This window comes from Pseudoxanthomonas sp. 134C1 (assembly GCF_057773065.1).
In genome coordinates, this window is the sequence record NZ_JBYMTH010000005.1 from 118274 (window position 1) to 133288 (window position 15015).

15 protein-coding genes are annotated in these 15015 nt (G+C 67.8%); 6 read left to right on the forward strand and 9 right to left on the reverse strand.

The features are described 5' to 3' along the window. Positions 1-119 precede the first annotated feature (119 nt). From fdhD to AC3DEZ_RS11815, 3 genes are read left to right on the forward strand one after another with little or no spacing between them, the layout of a single operon-like run. Positions 120-959: a formate dehydrogenase accessory sulfurtransferase FdhD gene (gene fdhD / locus AC3DEZ_RS11805; RefSeq protein ID WP_488388377.1), complete on the forward strand. Its 840-nt coding sequence runs from the start codon at positions 120-122 to the stop codon at positions 957-959. Positions 960-992: 33 nt separating this feature from the next. Continuing rightward, entirely contained in the window at positions 993-1928 is a 936-nt protein-coding gene (locus AC3DEZ_RS11810; RefSeq protein ID WP_488388378.1) for a Dyp-type peroxidase, read from the forward strand. 47 nt (positions 1929-1975) lie between these two features. Next, on the forward strand, positions 1976-3142 hold the full coding sequence (locus AC3DEZ_RS11815; protein WP_488388379.1) for a M23 family metallopeptidase: 1167 nt from the start codon (positions 1976-1978) through the stop codon (positions 3140-3142). A 144-nt stretch (positions 3143-3286) separates the two neighbouring features. Here the strand turns inward: AC3DEZ_RS11815 and AC3DEZ_RS11820 are convergent, their stop codons facing one another. After that, on the reverse strand, positions 3287-3727 hold the full coding sequence (locus AC3DEZ_RS11820; protein ID WP_488388380.1) for a cupin domain-containing protein: 441 nt from the start codon (positions 3725-3727) through the stop codon (positions 3287-3289). Positions 3728-3805: 78 nt separating this feature from the next. Between AC3DEZ_RS11820 and AC3DEZ_RS11825 the strand changes: the two genes are divergently transcribed. Next, positions 3806-4435, forward strand: a complete 630-nt coding sequence (locus AC3DEZ_RS11825; protein ID WP_488388381.1) for a TetR family transcriptional regulator — start codon at positions 3806-3808, stop codon at positions 4433-4435. 3 nt (positions 4436-4438) lie between these two features. Here AC3DEZ_RS11825 and AC3DEZ_RS11830 read toward each other — a convergent pair whose 3' ends face one another. The 8 genes from AC3DEZ_RS11830 to AC3DEZ_RS11865 form a co-directional block, all read right to left on the reverse strand. Next, the gene (locus AC3DEZ_RS11830; RefSeq protein WP_488388382.1) at positions 4439-4975 is read right to left on the reverse strand and encodes a DUF4199 domain-containing protein; all 537 of its coding nucleotides are present in this window, start codon (positions 4973-4975) and stop codon (positions 4439-4441) included. Between the two features lie 116 nt (positions 4976-5091). Then, positions 5092-5541 carry a response regulator transcription factor gene (locus AC3DEZ_RS11835; protein ID WP_488388383.1) on the reverse strand — a complete coding sequence of 150 codons (450 nt, stop codon included), beginning with the start codon at positions 5539-5541 and terminating at the stop codon, positions 5092-5094. Between the two features lie 48 nt (positions 5542-5589). After that, on the reverse strand, positions 5590-6156 hold the full coding sequence (locus AC3DEZ_RS11840) for an alpha-ketoglutarate-dependent dioxygenase AlkB (RefSeq protein ID WP_488388384.1): 567 nt from the start codon (positions 6154-6156) through the stop codon (positions 5590-5592). Position 6157: 1 nt separating this feature from the next. Further along, on the reverse strand, positions 6158-9394 hold the full coding sequence (locus AC3DEZ_RS11845) for an error-prone DNA polymerase (protein ID WP_488388385.1): 3237 nt from the start codon (positions 9392-9394) through the stop codon (positions 6158-6160). Next, positions 9391-10812, reverse strand: coding sequence for a Y-family DNA polymerase (locus tag AC3DEZ_RS11850; protein ID WP_488388386.1), 1422 nt, complete (start codon positions 10810-10812; stop codon positions 9391-9393). The genes AC3DEZ_RS11845 and AC3DEZ_RS11850 overlap by 4 nt, the downstream gene beginning before the upstream one ends. A 9-nt stretch (positions 10813-10821) precedes the next feature. After that, positions 10822-11451, reverse strand: a complete 630-nt coding sequence (gene imuA / locus AC3DEZ_RS11855; RefSeq protein WP_488388387.1) for a translesion DNA synthesis-associated protein ImuA — start codon at positions 11449-11451, stop codon at positions 10822-10824. Further along, entirely contained in the window at positions 11451-12062 is a 612-nt protein-coding gene (lexA, locus tag AC3DEZ_RS11860; RefSeq protein ID WP_488388503.1) for a transcriptional repressor LexA, read from the reverse strand. The genes imuA and lexA overlap by 1 nt, the downstream gene beginning before the upstream one ends. Positions 12063-12138: 76 nt before the next feature. Beyond that, the gene (locus AC3DEZ_RS11865) at positions 12139-13065 is read right to left on the reverse strand and encodes a LysR family transcriptional regulator (protein ID WP_488388388.1); all 927 of its coding nucleotides are present in this window, start codon (positions 13063-13065) and stop codon (positions 12139-12141) included. A 104-nt stretch (positions 13066-13169) separates the two neighbouring features. On the opposite strand from AC3DEZ_RS11865, the gene AC3DEZ_RS11870 reads away from it, so the two are divergent. Both AC3DEZ_RS11870 and AC3DEZ_RS11875 read left to right on the forward strand, forming a co-directional pair. Then, positions 13170-13805, forward strand: coding sequence for an NAD(P)-dependent oxidoreductase (locus tag AC3DEZ_RS11870; RefSeq protein ID WP_488388389.1), 636 nt, complete (start codon positions 13170-13172; stop codon positions 13803-13805). A gap of 53 nt (positions 13806-13858) precedes the next feature. Next, complete coding sequence (locus AC3DEZ_RS11875; protein ID WP_488388390.1) at positions 13859-14794, forward strand: MBL fold metallo-hydrolase; 936 nt, start codon at positions 13859-13861, stop codon at positions 14792-14794. Positions 14795-15015 lie beyond the last annotated feature (221 nt).

Genomic DNA, 15015 nt, shown 5'->3' on the forward strand with positions numbered 1-15015 from the left:
CGTGAGGGTCGATGGAATCGCCAGTGGCCTCGCAGGCGCGGTGGCGGATGAGCTACGCTGCCGCACGCCCACCAGCCGTGGCGCCGCGCCCACCCACCATCCACCGGAGATGGAGAGCCATGCCCGATCCTGGCGAATCCCAGCCGCCGTCCGCGCCCGGAGGCGTGGCCCGGCGCATCCAGCGCCGGCACGGTGAAATCGCGGAAACGGTGATCGACCAGGTGGCCGAGGAAGTGCCCGTCGCCATGCTTTACAACGGGCGCGCGTTCGCGGTGATGATGGCCACGCCTTGCGATCTGGAGGACTTCGCGCTGGGGTTCTCGCTTGGTGAAGGACTCATCGCGCATGCCGGCGACTTGCTGGATGTGGACGTGCACACAAGGGTGGAAGGCATCGAACTGGCGATGACGGTGTCCGCGGATGCGGCCGGCGCCCGTTTCCGCGACGAATCGGTCCGCGAGCTGCCGGGACGCGGCGGCTGCGGACTGTGCGGCACCCGCGAACTGGAAAACCTCCTCCACTCCCCTGCCCCGATCGCCAACGCGACCAGGTTCGACGCCGACGCCCTGCGGCGTGCGCTGGCCGCGCTGGCGCGCCACCAGCCCCTGAACGCGGCCACCGGCGCCACCCATGCCGCCGCCTGGGCCGACGCCGAAGGCCGGATACACCGGGTCCGCGAAGATGTGGGCCGACACAACGCGCTGGACAAGCTGATCGGCGCAATGACGCGCGCGGGCGACGATCCGGCCGCGGGCATGCTGCTGATTTCCAGCCGGGCCAGTTACGAGATGGTGGTCAAGGCGGCCCGCGCCGGCATCGGTTTCATCGCCGCCGTCTCCGCGCCCACGGCCCTGGCCATCGAGCTGGCGCGCGGCGCCAATCTCTGCCTGGTTGGCTTTGCCCGCGCGGACGGCTACAACGTCTATACCTTTCCGGAGCGATTGCGGGCATCCCCGTGACGCTCGCTTCCATCCCTTCACCCAGGAGATTCCGTGCAAGCCGTTCTCGCCCAGTCCGTGGCCGCCCCCGTGACCCGTGCGGCCATCTTCCTCGTCGTCACCCTGGCGCGTGGGCCGCAACACGCGCAGGCCTGCCGCGCGCTGTGCGGCGACATGGCGGGGTTGGTGCGCGCCATCGGTTCGCGCGCGCCGGAGGCCGGCCTGTCGTGCGTGATGGGGTTCGGCTCGGACATCTGGGATGACCTGTTCGGCACGTCCCGTCCGCGCGAACTGCACCCTTTCCGCGAGATCCACGGTCAGCATCACGCCATCGCCACACCGGGTGATCTGCTGCTGCACATCCGCGCCGCGCGCCAGGATCTGTGCTTCGAACTGGCGACCCAGGTCATGCGGCGGCTGGGCGATACCGTCACCGGCGCGGACGAGGTGCATGGCTTCAGCTATTTCGACAACAGGGATCTGATTGGCTTCGTCGACGGCACCGAGAATCCCGTTGGCCAGGCCGCGCTGGACGCCACCCTGGTCGGCGTCGAGGATCCCGCCTTCGCCGGCGGCAGCTACGTCATCGTGCAGAAGTATCTGCACGATCTGCGCGGCTGGGATGCGATCCCGGTGTCCGAACAGGAGAAGATCGTCGGCCGCACCAAGCTGTCGAACATCGAACTGGACGACGCGACCAAGCCCGGCTACGCCCACAACGCCCTGACCTCGCTGGTCGAGGACGGCCGGGAGCTGGAAATCCTGCGCGACAACATGTCTTTCGGCGATGCCGCCAAGGGCGAGTTCGGCACGTACTTCATCGGCTACGCATGCTCGCCCTCACGCATCGAGAAGATGCTGGAGAACATGTTCATCGGCAATCCGCCGGGCAACTACGACCACCTGCTGGATTTCAGCCGGGCGGTGACGGGATCACTGTTCTTCGCACCTTCGGCCGGGTTTCTGGAGGAGGCGGCGGGAGCCGACTGAATGAAGGACGTTTGCTTCCGTTGCACAACCTTCGACAGGAACATCGCATGAAACGCTGGATCATCGCTTCGCTCGCGCTTCTTTGGTTTGGCATTTGCGTGCATGCACAGGCCCGGGAAGCGCTGGCGCCGGTGGAAGTCCGCGTCCCCTTTGCGCCCAACCCCGTCGCCGGGAGCGACGGCAAGGTTCATCTGGCCTATGAACTTCATGTCACCAACTTCTATGCCGATGCCGGAGCGCTGCGGCCGCTGGGATTGAAGGTGTTTGGCGACGATGCCGCCACGCCACTGCTCGACGCGGGAACCGCGGTGCTGCCGGAGATGACGAAACCCATGCCCGCCGATGGCGCCACGGTTTCCATTCCTCCCGGCAAACGTGTCGTCATGCTGGTCTGGCTGACGTTGCCGGCTGGCGCCGCACCCCCTCACCAGTTGCATCACCGGATGGAGTTTTCGACCGAAAAGAACGCCCTCCAGGTGCTCGATGGCGCGACCGTTGATGTGGGTTCTGCAACCGCGATCACGCTCGGCGCGCCGCTGTCCGGCGGTCGCTGGTTGGCCCATGAGGGTCCGGGAAGGATGCAGTCGCATCACTGGGGAAGTCTGGTGGCGGTGAATGGCGCATTGACCATTCCGCAACGCTATGCCATCGACTTCGTTGGCGTGGATGACAAAGGCCACGTCCTGCGTTCGAACGGGAAGAACATCCAGGAATCGACCTATGCGGACTGGTTCGGCTACGGGAAAGACGTGCTTGCCGTGGCCGACGGCGTGGTGCGCGACACACGTGACGGCGAGATGGAACATCGCCCGCTGAGTCCCCAGCCGGAGCCCCCGTCACTGACCGCCAACGGCCTGTTCGGCAACTACGTCGTCCTGGAGCTGAAGCCCGGCGTGTTCGCCAGCTATGCCCACCTGCAACGTGACAGCGTCAGGGTCAAGCCGGGAGACCACGTGCGTCGGGGCGACGTGCTGGGGCGTGTGGGCCAGTCCGGGAACTCGGCGGCGCCGCACCTGCATTTCCAGCTTTCCAATCGCGCCACTTTCGAAGGCTCGGAGGGCGTTCCCTATGTATTCAACCGTTTCGATACGTTCGGCACGGAGACCGAAGGGCAACTTTTTGGGCAAGGGGAACCCTGGAAAGCCGCCCCCGTTGAACACCATCGGGCACGACTGCCGCTGAATGATGTCGTGGTCCAGTTTTCCGACCGCTGATCCGGTTTCGGACGGCTCCGTCGGCTGACCGCCGTGAAGCCCTCCGCGTGATTGCCCACCCGGGCGACCCGAAAAGAATGGAATGCGAGGCTGGACCATGCTCGCCCTGTACCCGGCTGCGCGCATGGCCTGTGCCCCGAAGCTTCAGGATGCGGGATGGAAAACCCGGCCCCCGGACTGTTCATCCTCTCGATGGTGGGCGGCAGGTCCATGTCGCTGGTCTTCCGTACCGATTCTCGGCGTCACGCTCAGCATCCGCCCCGGCGCGATCACCTGCAAGCGATGCCAGGTGCCTTTCGGGATGACGCAGGCGCCGGGCGCGGTCACTCTGGCTGTGGTTTCTTCCGCACTTTCCAGGGCCGGGGCCAGCGTCACCGCGATCCCGCCTTCCAGCACGTAGAGGATCTTGTCTCCGCCCGGGTGGCGTTCCCAGAACCCCGCGTCCACCGAGTGGTCGTCGACGGTGTCGATCAACGCCACCAGCCATTCGGGATCGGCCCGGCTCAGCTGGTCCAGCGGGAGGTCGGACGCGCGACGGGCAGCGTCGAAACCGACCACGCGCTCCTGTGGGTCAAACGTCAGCATGGTTTGTGCGCCTGGTGAAAGCATGCATAGAATGTGAGCCATCGCTCGCCTTGTCTACTCGCTTTCCCCTCCATCGCCATGGCCCGGAAACCCGCGACGAAACCGCGTAAAACCGCGACCCAGGAGCGTTCGCGCGCGACCGTGGACGCGCTGCTGGAGGCCACCGCTCGCATTCTGGTCAAGGAAGGCTACGACCGCGCCAGCACCAACCGCATCGCCCAGGCCGCCGGAGTGAGCATCGGCTCGCTGTACCAGTACTACCCGAGCAAGGAAGCACTGGTGGCCGGCGTGATCGGCCAGCACATGCAGGAAATGATGCAGCGCATCCGCGATGCTTTGGCCCGGGTGGCGCGGGAACCGCTGGAACCGGCCACCCGCGAGCTGGTGCGGGTGATGATCGACGCGCATCGCATCAATCCCCGCCTGCACCGGGTACTGGTCGAACAGACCCCGCGCATCGGATTGCTGGAGAACATCGAAGCCATCGATCGCGAGGTCTACGCGCTGGTCCGCCTGTATCTGGAAAGCCACCGGCAGGAACTGCGCATCCAGGATCTGGACACGGCGACCTTCATCGCCGTGTCCACGGTGGAAGCACTGACCCACGCCGCGGTGGTGCTGCGGCCGGAAATGGTGTCCGGCGATCGCGCGGACGCCTATATCGACGAGGTCACCGCCCTGCTGGTCCGCTACCTGCGCAAGGCGTGAGCTTCACGCCTGCCGCGCCGGCAGCACGCGCGGATTGCGCAGGATCGCGGCCGAGATCAGCGAGACCAGCAGGCCGACCGGGAAGATTTCGATGAAAGTCATCGGCAGCCGGATCAGCGGATTGGCGTACTGCACCTTGAATGCCTCCATGTCGGCGGCCAGTTTCGCCAGCGCCTCGGGGCTCGCGCCCTTGACCTTCTGCGCCTCGATCGTCGCTCTGGCATAGGTGCCGGCGAAATCCAGGCCGCTGATCGCCAGCGCCGCCTCCCAGGACAGCATGTAGATCACGCTGGCGACGAAGCTCACGCCCAGCCCCAGGCCGAACCCCGGCCAGAACCGGATCACCCCGCCCAGTTCGCGATCGCGGTGGCGCTTGATCGCCAGGAACACCAGGCTCAGCGCGACCAGCATGGTGAGGTAGCCGATCGCCATGCTGTAGCCGGACGGGGCGGCGTCCTGCACGGTCAGCACGATGAGGGACAGAACGCCGCCGGCAATCAGGCCGGCGAGCAGACCGTAGGACAGGATCCTGCGCAACATGGGGCACCTCTCGGGTCGGAGTTGGCGTCATTGGGCGGCCCGGCCCGGTCTGCGGCAATCGGCCAAACGGGTGATTCGGCCCGTTTCCGCCCAAGGATGGCACGCACTCCGCCTGTTCAGGGAACCAGCCCCAGTTCGCGTCCGCGTCGTACCGCCTCGGTGCGCCGGCGCGCGCCCAGCTTTTCGTACAGCCGCGCCACATGGGTCTTCACCGTGCTGGGCGCGATGTGCAGTTCGCGGGCGATTTCCTTGTTGGAGCGTCCCGCCGCCAGTTCCAGCAGCACCGCCCGCTCGCGATCGCTGATGCCCAGGCTTTCCTGCGCCCTCGGGTTGCCGTCGAAGGCCGGCGGGCGATGGCGACCGGCGAACAGGCGGGCGCCGACGAACACGCCCAGCGCGAGGAAGGCCAGCGCGATCAGGCCGATGTAGAAATCGTCCCAGTGGGTGCGCGCCAGCCGCTGGTAGTCCAGCCATTGCAGGCCGAGCGCGGCCAGCGCCAGGGCGACGCCGTATACGGCGGTCCGTTTCCCGTTCGGCGATGGAGTCCTGGCGTATCGGCGGCCCATGCCGGCGGATTCTCCGGCAATGCCGGCCCCGGCGAAAGGCGGCATGGGCTAGGGCCGGACCCGGAACACCGCGCTGATGCGCGGCGCCTGCGGGCGGCGGGTCTTGGGAATGCCGTGTTCGTGGGTGAGCTGGGAGGCGTGGCTCATGCTGAGCAGGCTGCCCGGCAGCAGGTCGATGGCGATGGCCTTGTGGCCCTCTCCCTTGCGCCTGATCAGCATGCGGCGCGGCGCGCCCAGCGAGACCAGGGTGATCGGATGCCCTTCGCGCAGGATATGCAGCTTGTCGCTGTGCATGGCGACGCTGTCGTGCCCGTCGCGGTAGAGATTCATGCCCACCCGGCTGTAGGGCGCGGGCACCACCATCCTCACCCGCGCCAGCATCTCGGCCAGCGGCAGATCCGCAGGCAGGTCGTCCAGATCGTAGCTGGCGAGCAGGCGCGGCACGTCCACCACCTTCTCGTACATGGGCCGCTGGAGACGGGTCCAGCCGGCGCCCGCCTGCAGGGCCTGGAACCAGCGCCACGCCCGCGCTTCATCGATGAAATCCGGCCAGTAGCGGATGCCACCCTGGGCGTCTTCGACCAGTTGCTGCATGGGCGTGGCGAACAGGTCCATCTCAATGGAAGTCCCGCGAGGTGGTGACCAGATCGCCCAGCCAGTCACTCCTGTCGGAAAGATGGGCCGCGATCAGATGCTGCACGCCGTCCACATGCTCCCAGCGCCCACGCACCGACAGCAGGCGCGCGCCCAGCAGCGCTTTGCGCTGGCGCGCGGCCAGATGCGGCCAGACCACCACGTTGACCACGCCGTGCTCGTCTTCCAGGGTCACGAAGATGACCCCGCTGGCGGTGCCCGGCCGCTGGCGCTGGGTGACGATGCCGGCGGCGTGCACGCCGCGGCCATGCGGCATGTCCTGCAACTGGCGCGAATCCAGCACGCGCTCGCCCTGCAACCGCGGACGCAGCAGCGCCAGCGGATGCGTGCGCAGGGTCAATCCCAATGCGCGGTAATCCGACAACACGTCCTCGCCGGTGCGTGGCGCGGGCAGCACGATGGCGTCCTCGTCCGGACTGCCGGGCAGCAGTGGCCGCTGGCGCTCGATGCCGGCCACCGCCCAGCGCGCGGCATGGCGGTTTCCGGCCAGCGCTTCCAGCGCGCCGGCTTCGGCCAGCGCATGCCGGGCCTTCTCGTCCAGCCCCGCGCGCAGGCACAGATCGCGCACATCGCGGAACGGCTGCCGCGTGCGGGCCGCGACGATCGCATTCGCCATCGCCTCCGACAACCCGCTGATCTGGCGCATGCCCAGCCGGATCGCCGGCTGGCCGGCGTCATCCTCGTCGCCCATGCGGAAACGCCCGCCTTCCAGCGTGCAGTCCCGGTCGCTGTGCAGCACGTCGACCGGCCGCACCTCGACCGGCAGGCGCCCGCCCCGCCCGCGTCGCGCGTCCTGCACGATCTGGCTGGGTGAATAGAAACCCATCGGCTGCGCATTGAGCAGCGCGCAGGTGAACGCGGCCGGCTCGTGCCGCTTCAACCAGCTGCTGATGTAGACCAGTTTGGCGAACGAGGCCGCGTGGCTCTGCGGGAAGCCGTAGGAACCGAAGCCCTTGATCTGTTCGAAGATCTGGTCGATGAATTCGGAGGAGTAGTTCTTCTTTTCCATCCGTTCGCGGATTTTCGCTCGGTGCGGCTCCATGTCTCCCCCCCGTCCCCAGGCCGCCATCGAACGGCGTAATTCGTCCGCTTCGGCTTCGGAATAACCCGCATGGATCATCATTTCCATCACCTGTTCCTGGAACAGGGGGATGCCCAAGGTCGGCCCGAGAATCTCTTCGATGCCCTCGGAGGGATAAACCACAAGTTCCTTTTCCTGCCGTCGTCGCAGATAGGGATGCACCATGTCGCCCTGGATCGGGCCGGGCCGGACGATGGCGACCTCGATGACCAGATCGTAGAAATTCTCCGGTTTCAGCCGCGGCAACATGCTCATCTGCGCACGCGATTCGATCTGGAATACGCCGACGGTATCGGCGGCCTGGATGAGGTCGTAGGTGCCGGCGTCGTCGCCAGGTATCCGAGCCAGGTCAATGACGCGACCACGATGTTTCTCGATCAGCTTCACCGCCTTTTGGATGCAGGTCAGCATGCCCAGCGCCAGGCAATCGACCTTCAGCAGCCCCATGGTTTCCAGATCATCCTTGTCCCACTGGATGATGGTGCGTTCAGCCATGGCCGCGTTCTCCACCGGCACCAGCGTGGACAGCGGCGTGTCTCCGATCACGAAACCGCCAACGTGCTGGGACAGATGGCGCGGATGCCCGCGCAACAGCGCGGTTACCGCCAGCACCCGCGCGATCAGCGGATTGTCCGGATCGAAACCGGCCTCGCGCAGGCGCTGCTCCATCGGCGTGTCGCCGTTTCCCCAGCCGTAGCAGTCGGCCAGCAGCGCAATCTGATCCGGTGGCAGGCCGAATGCCTTGGCCACATCGCGCACCGCGCTCTTGCCGCGATAGCGGATCACGGTGGCTGCGATGGCGGCGCGCTCGCGACCATACTTGTTGTAGACGTACTGAATCACCTCTTCACGCCGCGCGTGCTCGAAGTCCACGTCGATATCGGGTGGCTCGTTGCGTTTCTCCGACAGGAAGCGCGCCATCAGCAGGCGGGTCTCGTCGGGATTGACCACGGTGATGCCCAGCGCGAAGCAGACCGCCGAATTGGCCGAGGATCCACGTCCCTGGCAGAGGATGTCCTCCGATTTTGCAAAACGGACGATATCCTCGACGGTCAGGAAAAAAGCCTCGTAATTTTTACTGGTGATCAGTGCCAGCTCTTTCTCGATATCTTCCCTGACCTTTCCCGGCACGCCTTTCGGCCAGTGTTCGCGTATCCCACGCTCGGTCAGCTCGCGCAGCCAACTGGCTGGCGTGTGACCATCCGGCACGAGTTCGTTTGGGTAGCTGTATTTCACTTCCCTCATGCCGAAGATGCAGCGCCGCGCCAGTTGCACGGCCGCCTCCAGCAAGGCAGCCGGATGGATGTTCCCCAGCGCCCTGCGCGTGCGCAGATGGCGCTCGCCATTGCGGAACAGATGCTCGCCGCACTCACTCAAAGGAAGCCCGTGACGGATCGCGGTCATGGTGTCCTGCAGGGCGCGTCGGCGGCGCACGTCCATGTGCACGTCGCCGGCCGCCACCGGCGTCATGCCCTGTGCCGTCGCCAATGCCAGCAGTTGTTGCAGGCGGGCATCGTCGTCCTCGTCGCGGTGCAGTTCCACCGCCAGGAAGGCGCGTTCGCCGAATACCCGTTGCAGCCACCTTCCCTGTTCCGGCTCCGGCGCGCGTGCCGGCAGCCACAGCGCGAACAGGCCGCACGCCCCTTCGGCCAGCACGCTTTCCACGTCCTGGCGGGTGAGCCGGTAGCGTCCCTTGGTGGTGGCGCGGCGGCCCACGGTGATCAGCCGGCACAACTGCATGTAGCCGCGATGGTTTTCCACCAGCAGCACCAGCCGCAGGCCGTCGAGCAACTGGAACTCGCTACCCACCACCAGTTTCAAATCGGTGGCCTCCGAGGCTTCCAGCGCCCGCACGATGCCGGCCAGCGAGCATTCATCGGTGATCGCCAGTGCCTGGTAGCCGCATTGCCTGGCACGTGCGAACAAGGCCTCCGCACTGGCCGCGCCACGCAGGAAGGAGAAATCCGACAGGCAATGCAGTTCGGCATAGGCTGGCAAGCCGTCGTCGCTGACGGTGTCGTCGTTGGCCGCCGCCAGTCCCAGCCGTTGCGCGACCTCCCACGCACGCGGCGGACGGCCACCGGGCGAATCGGTGTCGCGTTCCTGCTCGCGGCTCATGCGAACCACCCGTGCAGCATCCAGTGATCGCGCTCACCCGGCGCCGCGAACGCCCAGGCGCGCTGGCCCTGCGAGGTTTCCAGCACGTAATAATCGCGGCGGGCATCGTCGCCATCCCACCAGCCGCTTTCCAGCCGTTCCGGTCCGGACAGGATGCGCGGACGCGGATCCCGCAATGGGATCGGCTGCGGCAGCAACCAGGCCGGGCGCGGTGGACGCGCGGGCGCCGGCGCGATATCCACGCGCTCGTCTCCACGCAGTCGCCGCCACGCCCGCTCCGGACGCGGATCGCCGGTGGGCGTCACCTGGTGGACCGCGTCGTCGCCCAGCCGCGCGCGCAGGCGTTCGCGCAGTTGCGGCCAGGGCAATGCCTGCTGCGCGCGCAGGTCGAACAGATCCCGGGTCGCCGGCACGAACGGCGGCAGTTCGCGCGCCAGCAGACGCATTGCCACCACCGGCACGGGAATGGACACGCGTTCGAGCCGGTTGCGGGTCAATTCGAACAGCATCGCCGGCTCGCGTTCGGCCGACAGCAGCCCCACCTCCACGTCGGTGTGGCCTTGTTCGTACTCCAGCCGCAGCAGGAACCGCTGCACGCCGCCGTCGCGGATGGACAGGTAGGTGCACAGATCGCCGATCAGGCGACGCAGCGGGAACAGCAGCGCGGTGTGGCTCTCCACTTCGTAACCCAGTTCCACCCGCTCGTCGAAATGGTCCGGCGGCGCGTAGTACGACAGCGGTTCGTCCGCCTCGCCGTACAGGCGATCCAGGTGTTCCAGCACGGACAGGCCGAAGCGTCGACGCAGGCTGTCGCGCGGCAGTCCGCGCAGTCCGCGCAGATCGCGGATGCCCATGCGATGCAGGCGCTCGCCGGCATCCCCGGGCAGCACGGCGCGCCGGATCGGCACCCGGTCCAGCACTTCGCCCATGGCCGGCGCCTGCATCAGCGCCAGGCCGTCGCGCAGGCCGGCGAACACGCGCGCCGCGCGCGGCGTCGGCGCCAGCGCGATGCGATGGCCGAATCCGAGTCCATGCAGTTCCTCGCGCAGGCGCGCCTCAAACCGCGGCCAGGGTCCCAGCAGGCGGAAACTCGCGCGCACTTCCATGACCAGGCAACCGGGCCACTGCGCGCTCACCAGCGAACTGTGGCGGTAGGCCCACGCGGCGAGGAAACGATGCCAGCGCGCTTCCGCCTGCGGGTCGTATTCGGCCAGCGCCAGATCCGGCGCCAGCGCGTGCGCGGCGGTCAGGCGCATGCCTGCCCGCAGGCCCGCCCGCGCGGCGGCGGTGTTGACGGCATGCAGCGTGCGCAACTGCGACGGCCCGGTCACCAGCGCCAGCGGCGCATCCGGATCCGGCGAACGGCGGAGGACGGCGTCCAGCGCCAGTTGCGGCAACAGCAGGCAGGCCCAGAGCATGCGCGCGCCTCAATGGCCCGTCCACGCGAACGCCTGCGCGGGCGGATGCCCGCCACGGCACTTGCGCACCTGCCAGGCGCCCGCCCGGCCGCCGCGCTCGCACGTGTATTCCAGCCGCAGCGCCGCTGGCGAGGGATTGAGCGCATGCCGGCGATCCCGCAGCGCGAAGCCCAGGCAATCGCCACTGCCGGCCGCCACCTGCAGGCGCCGCAAGGCGCGTCCATCGGCGGTCGGCGGCCAACCGATCACCGCGGCGCAGGCGCCGCTGCGCAGGCATTGTTCGAAGGCCCACAAGGCATCGCGCGGCATGGCCTCGACCAGGTGCAGATGCGCCAGCGCCACGCCTCCCGTCTGCCAGGCCGGCGCATAGGCAAGATAAGGCGGTGCGATCAGCACCACTTCGCCTCCCGCCTGCGTCATCCGCGCCAGCGTGGGCATCAGCAAACCGATTTCCCCCACGCCGTCGGCCGGCAGCAGCAGTTCGGTGAGCGCGCCACGCGGCCAGCCGCCCTGCGGCAGCAGGCGATCCAGTTCGTGGTGGCCGGTGCTCTCGCTGTCGGCGGGAGCGACGGCGCTGCGGCCCGCGTGCCACAGGGTCTGCGCGGCCAGCAGGGACTCCAGGGCGACGACACTGCCCATCAGTCCCGCCGGATCAAACCGCAGTACAGCCCCTCGATGGCGAAATCCTCGTCCGGATCCGGATCGATCGGCGCATGATCGGCGCTGCGTGGCAGCAGCCGCAGTTCGGTGGCGGTGCGGTGCAGCCGCTTGATGGTGATGCCGGCGTCGCCGAGCCTCGCCACCACTGTCTGCCCGTGGTGCGCGTCGGGCGTGATGCGCACGCCGACCAGATCACCGTCGAGGATGCCGTCGTCGCGCATCGAATCGCCCTGCACGCGCAGCAGGTAATCCGGACGCATGCGGAACAGCGCCGCGTCCAGGTGCAGGATCGTTTCGGTCTCGCCGTCGTTGAGGATCGGCTGGCCGGCCGCGACCCGCCCCACCAGCGGCAGGCTGATCACGTCGTCGCGATCCGGACGCGCCTCGACCAGCCGGATGCCGCGCGGCCGGCTGGGATCGCGGATCAGGTAGCCCTTCTTCTCCAGCGCTTCCAGATGCTTGAACACCGCGCTGACATGGCCGATGCCGACCGCCGCGCCGATTTCCTGCAAGGTCGGCGCGCTGCCGGTCTCGGCCAGGTGCAGGCGCACGGCGTCCAGGATGGCGGCTTGGCGATGGGTCAGGGTCAGGCTCACACAAGAATCTTTTCACCTAATCAGGTGAAAGCCAATAGTGAAAACCTGAACCGGCCTCCGGCGCCCTTCCTCAGGCGGCCCCGGCCGGGAACAGCGCCTGGTCCCACTCCGGTTCCTCGCCGAAGCGCCCGGCCAGGAAGTCCAGGAAGGAGCGCACCAGCGGCGGCATCAGCCGGCGGGTGGCGTAGACGCCGAAGATGCCCATCGGCGGAATGGCGTAGTCCGGCAGCACCGCGACCAGCTCGCCGCGCGCCAGATAACCGGCCGCCTGGTAGGTCGGCAGCATGGCGATGCCGCCGCCGCTGCGCACCGCCTGCAGCAGCACGCTGGCCTCGTTGGCGCTGATGCCGCCGCCCACGGCCACCGCCACGTCGCGGCCTTCACGGCGCAGGTGCCAGAGGCTCTTGCCGACGAAGTGATGGGTCAGGCAATCGTGCGCCGCCAGTTCCTCCGCGCGCACCGGCGTGCCGCGCCGGGCCAGGTAATCCGGCGAGGCGCACAACAGCGAGCGGCAGGTGGTCAGCCGGCGGGCGATCAGGTTCGGGTCCAGTTCGTGGGTGATGCGGATGGCCAGATCCACCCGCTCCTCGATCAGGTTGACCGTGCGATCCAGCAGCAGCATGTCGATGCGCACGCCCGGGTGCTGGCCGACGTAGTCCACCACCGCCGATGCCATCTGGCTCTGCCCGAACGAGGTGCTGCAGGTCAGGCGCAATTGCCCGTGCAGCGGCGTATCGGTGTCGCTGGCGACCGCGGCCTGCAGATCGGCGCCGAGTTCGAGCAGCTTGCGGCAGCGTTCCAGCGCCTGCTCGCCCGGCGTGGTCAGGCTGATCCGGCGGGTGGTGCGGTGGAACAGGCGCACGCCCAGCCACTCCTCCAGTTCGGCCAGATAGCGGGTGACCATCGCCCGCGACATGTCCAGCGCCTCGGCCGCCGCCGTCAGGCTGCCGCGCTCGGCGACCTCGACGAACACCCCCATTGCGCTCATCCGGTCCATGACTTGCTCGATTCATGCAACAAACAAGTGCCTTATACGCGGTTTTTCGTCCGCTTTCAGCGCCTTAGAGTGGCTCCACTTTCCCACCGGACCCGGAGTCCTCCATGAAAATCGCCCTCGCCGCCGCCACCGGCAAAATCGGCCGCCAGATTGCCGCGCATGCCATCGCCCGCGGTCATGACGTCACCGCCATCGTCCGCCGTGACACCGATCTGCCGCCGGAACTGGACGGCGCCCGCATCGTCATCGCCGCGCTGGACGACCACGACGCCCTGGTCGCCGCCGTGCGCGGCCACGACGTCCTGGCCAGCGCCTACGGTCCGCAAGCCGGTGCCGAATCCACCCTGGTGGACGTCGGCGACGCACTGATCGCCGCCGCCCGTGAAGCCGGCATCCCGCGCGTGGTGGTGGTCGGCGGCGCCGGCAGCCTGGAAGTGGCGCCGGGCGTGCAGCTGGTCGACGTGCCGGATTTCCCGGCCGCCTACAAGCCGGTCGCGCTGGCGCACCGCGACGCGCTCAAGCGCTACCAGGCCGCCGACGATCTGGCCTGGACGTTCTTCTCGCCCGCCGCTGAAATCGGTCCGGGCGAAGCGCGCGGGCAGTTCCGCACCCAGATCGGCGCGCTGCTGGCCGATGCCGATGGCAAGAGCGCGATCAGCCATGCCGACTACGCCGACGCCTTCGTCGCCGAACTCGAGCAGGCGCGTCATCCACGCCAAATCATCACCGCCGCCTACTGATCCCTGTGCGAAATGTCCTTCATCCGCGGCCAACGACCAGGAGACGAATCCCCATGCCATCCGTACTGAAACCCTTGAGCGCACTGGCGCTCGCCCTGTCGCTGGCGGCCTGCGGCGGCCAGGCGCCATCGAGCGCCGACACTCCCGTTTCTGAAGCGCCCAAGGCCGCCGAACCGGTCGCCGAACCGCTGAAACTGGAGATCTACAACCCCGGTCCGGCCGGCGTCTTCGCGGTGTCCTCGGTGCTGGTGACCGGCCGCGAGGACGCGGTGCTGATCGATGCGCAGTTCTCCACCGTCGACGCGGCGAAGCTGGTCGATCGGATCAAGGCATCCGGCAAGCGCCTGACCATGATCTACATCAGCCACGGTGATCCCGATTTCTATTTCGGCCTGGAAACGCTGAAAGCCGCTTTCCCGGACGCGAAGATCCTGGCTACCCCGCAGACCATCGCCCACATCCGGGAAACCGGTGCGGGCAAGCTGGCGCATTGGGGCCCGATCCTGGGCGCGGGCGCGCCGAAGCAGATCGTCATGCCCGAGCCGCTGGCCGGCGATCGCCTGGATCTGGAAGGCCGGGAATTGCAGATCATCGGCCTGGACGGCCCCACACCGGATCGCAGCGTCGTCTGGATTCCCTCGATTCGCGCGGTGGTCGGCGGCATCCCGGTGATCGCGGGCGAACATGTCTGGATGGCCGATACGCAGACGCCGCAATCGCACGCCGACTGGCTGGCCACGCTGGATCGGATCGCCGCGTTGAAGCCGGAGACGGTGATCCCCGGCCACTTCGAACCGGGTGCGCCGCAGGGTCCGGACGCGGTGCGCTTCACCGGCGACTACATCCGCGCCTACGACGAGGAAGCGGCGAAAGCGAAGGATTCGGCCGCATTGATCACGGCGATGAAGGCGCGCTATCCGCAACTGGGCGGCGTGTCCTCGCTGGAACTGAGCGCCAAGGTCAGCAAGGGCGAGATGCGCTGGCCTTGAACGGCGGCGCTCTTCTCCCGGTTGCGGAAGAAAGTGGCGCGAAGCGCTGGATAGGTGCCTTTCACGCAATGCCGCTTCGCCCGTTTGCCCCCATCCGCCTTCGGCACCTTCCCCCGCATGCGGGGGAAGGGAGCATCCAGCACTTGGTCGCAAGACCATCTGATTGCGGACGCACGCGGATCGCGTCAGGCATATCCACGCAACATGGCAATCCAGCTCTT

Bases quoted from the DNA above. Each gene is read 5' to 3' on its own strand.
- AC3DEZ_RS11825 (WP_488388381.1), top strand. From the start codon at position 3,806: ATGGCCCGGAAACCCGCGACGAAACCGCGTAAAACCGCGACCCAGGAG.
- AC3DEZ_RS11875 (WP_488388390.1), top strand. From the start codon at position 13,859: ATGCCATCCGTACTGAAACCCTTGAGCGCACTGGCGCTCGCCCTGTCG.
- AC3DEZ_RS11820 (WP_488388380.1), bottom strand. From the start codon at position 3,727: ATGCTGACGTTTGACCCACAGGAGCGCGTGGTCGGTTTCGACGCTGCC.
- AC3DEZ_RS11835 (WP_488388383.1), bottom strand. From the start codon at position 5,541: ATGGGCCGCCGATACGCCAGGACTCCATCGCCGAACGGGAAACGGACC.
- AC3DEZ_RS11815 (WP_488388379.1), top strand. From the start codon at position 1,976: ATGAAACGCTGGATCATCGCTTCGCTCGCGCTTCTTTGGTTTGGCATT.
- AC3DEZ_RS11830 (WP_488388382.1), bottom strand. From the start codon at position 4,975: ATGTTGCGCAGGATCCTGTCCTACGGTCTGCTCGCCGGCCTGATTGCC.
- imuA (WP_488388387.1), bottom strand. From the start codon at position 11,451: ATGGGCAGTGTCGTCGCCCTGGAGTCCCTGCTGGCCGCGCAGACCCTG.
- AC3DEZ_RS11865 (WP_488388388.1), bottom strand. From the start codon at position 13,065: ATGGACCGGATGAGCGCAATGGGGGTGTTCGTCGAGGTCGCCGAGCGC.
- AC3DEZ_RS11845 (WP_488388385.1), bottom strand. From the start codon at position 9,394: ATGAGCCGCGAGCAGGAACGCGACACCGATTCGCCCGGTGGCCGTCCG.
- AC3DEZ_RS11850 (WP_488388386.1), bottom strand. From the start codon at position 10,812: ATGCTCTGGGCCTGCCTGCTGTTGCCGCAACTGGCGCTGGACGCCGTC.
- AC3DEZ_RS11840 (WP_488388384.1), bottom strand. From the start codon at position 6,156: ATGGACCTGTTCGCCACGCCCATGCAGCAACTGGTCGAAGACGCCCAG.
- AC3DEZ_RS11870 (WP_488388389.1), top strand. From the start codon at position 13,170: ATGAAAATCGCCCTCGCCGCCGCCACCGGCAAAATCGGCCGCCAGATT.
- fdhD (WP_488388377.1), top strand. From the start codon at position 120: ATGCCCGATCCTGGCGAATCCCAGCCGCCGTCCGCGCCCGGAGGCGTG.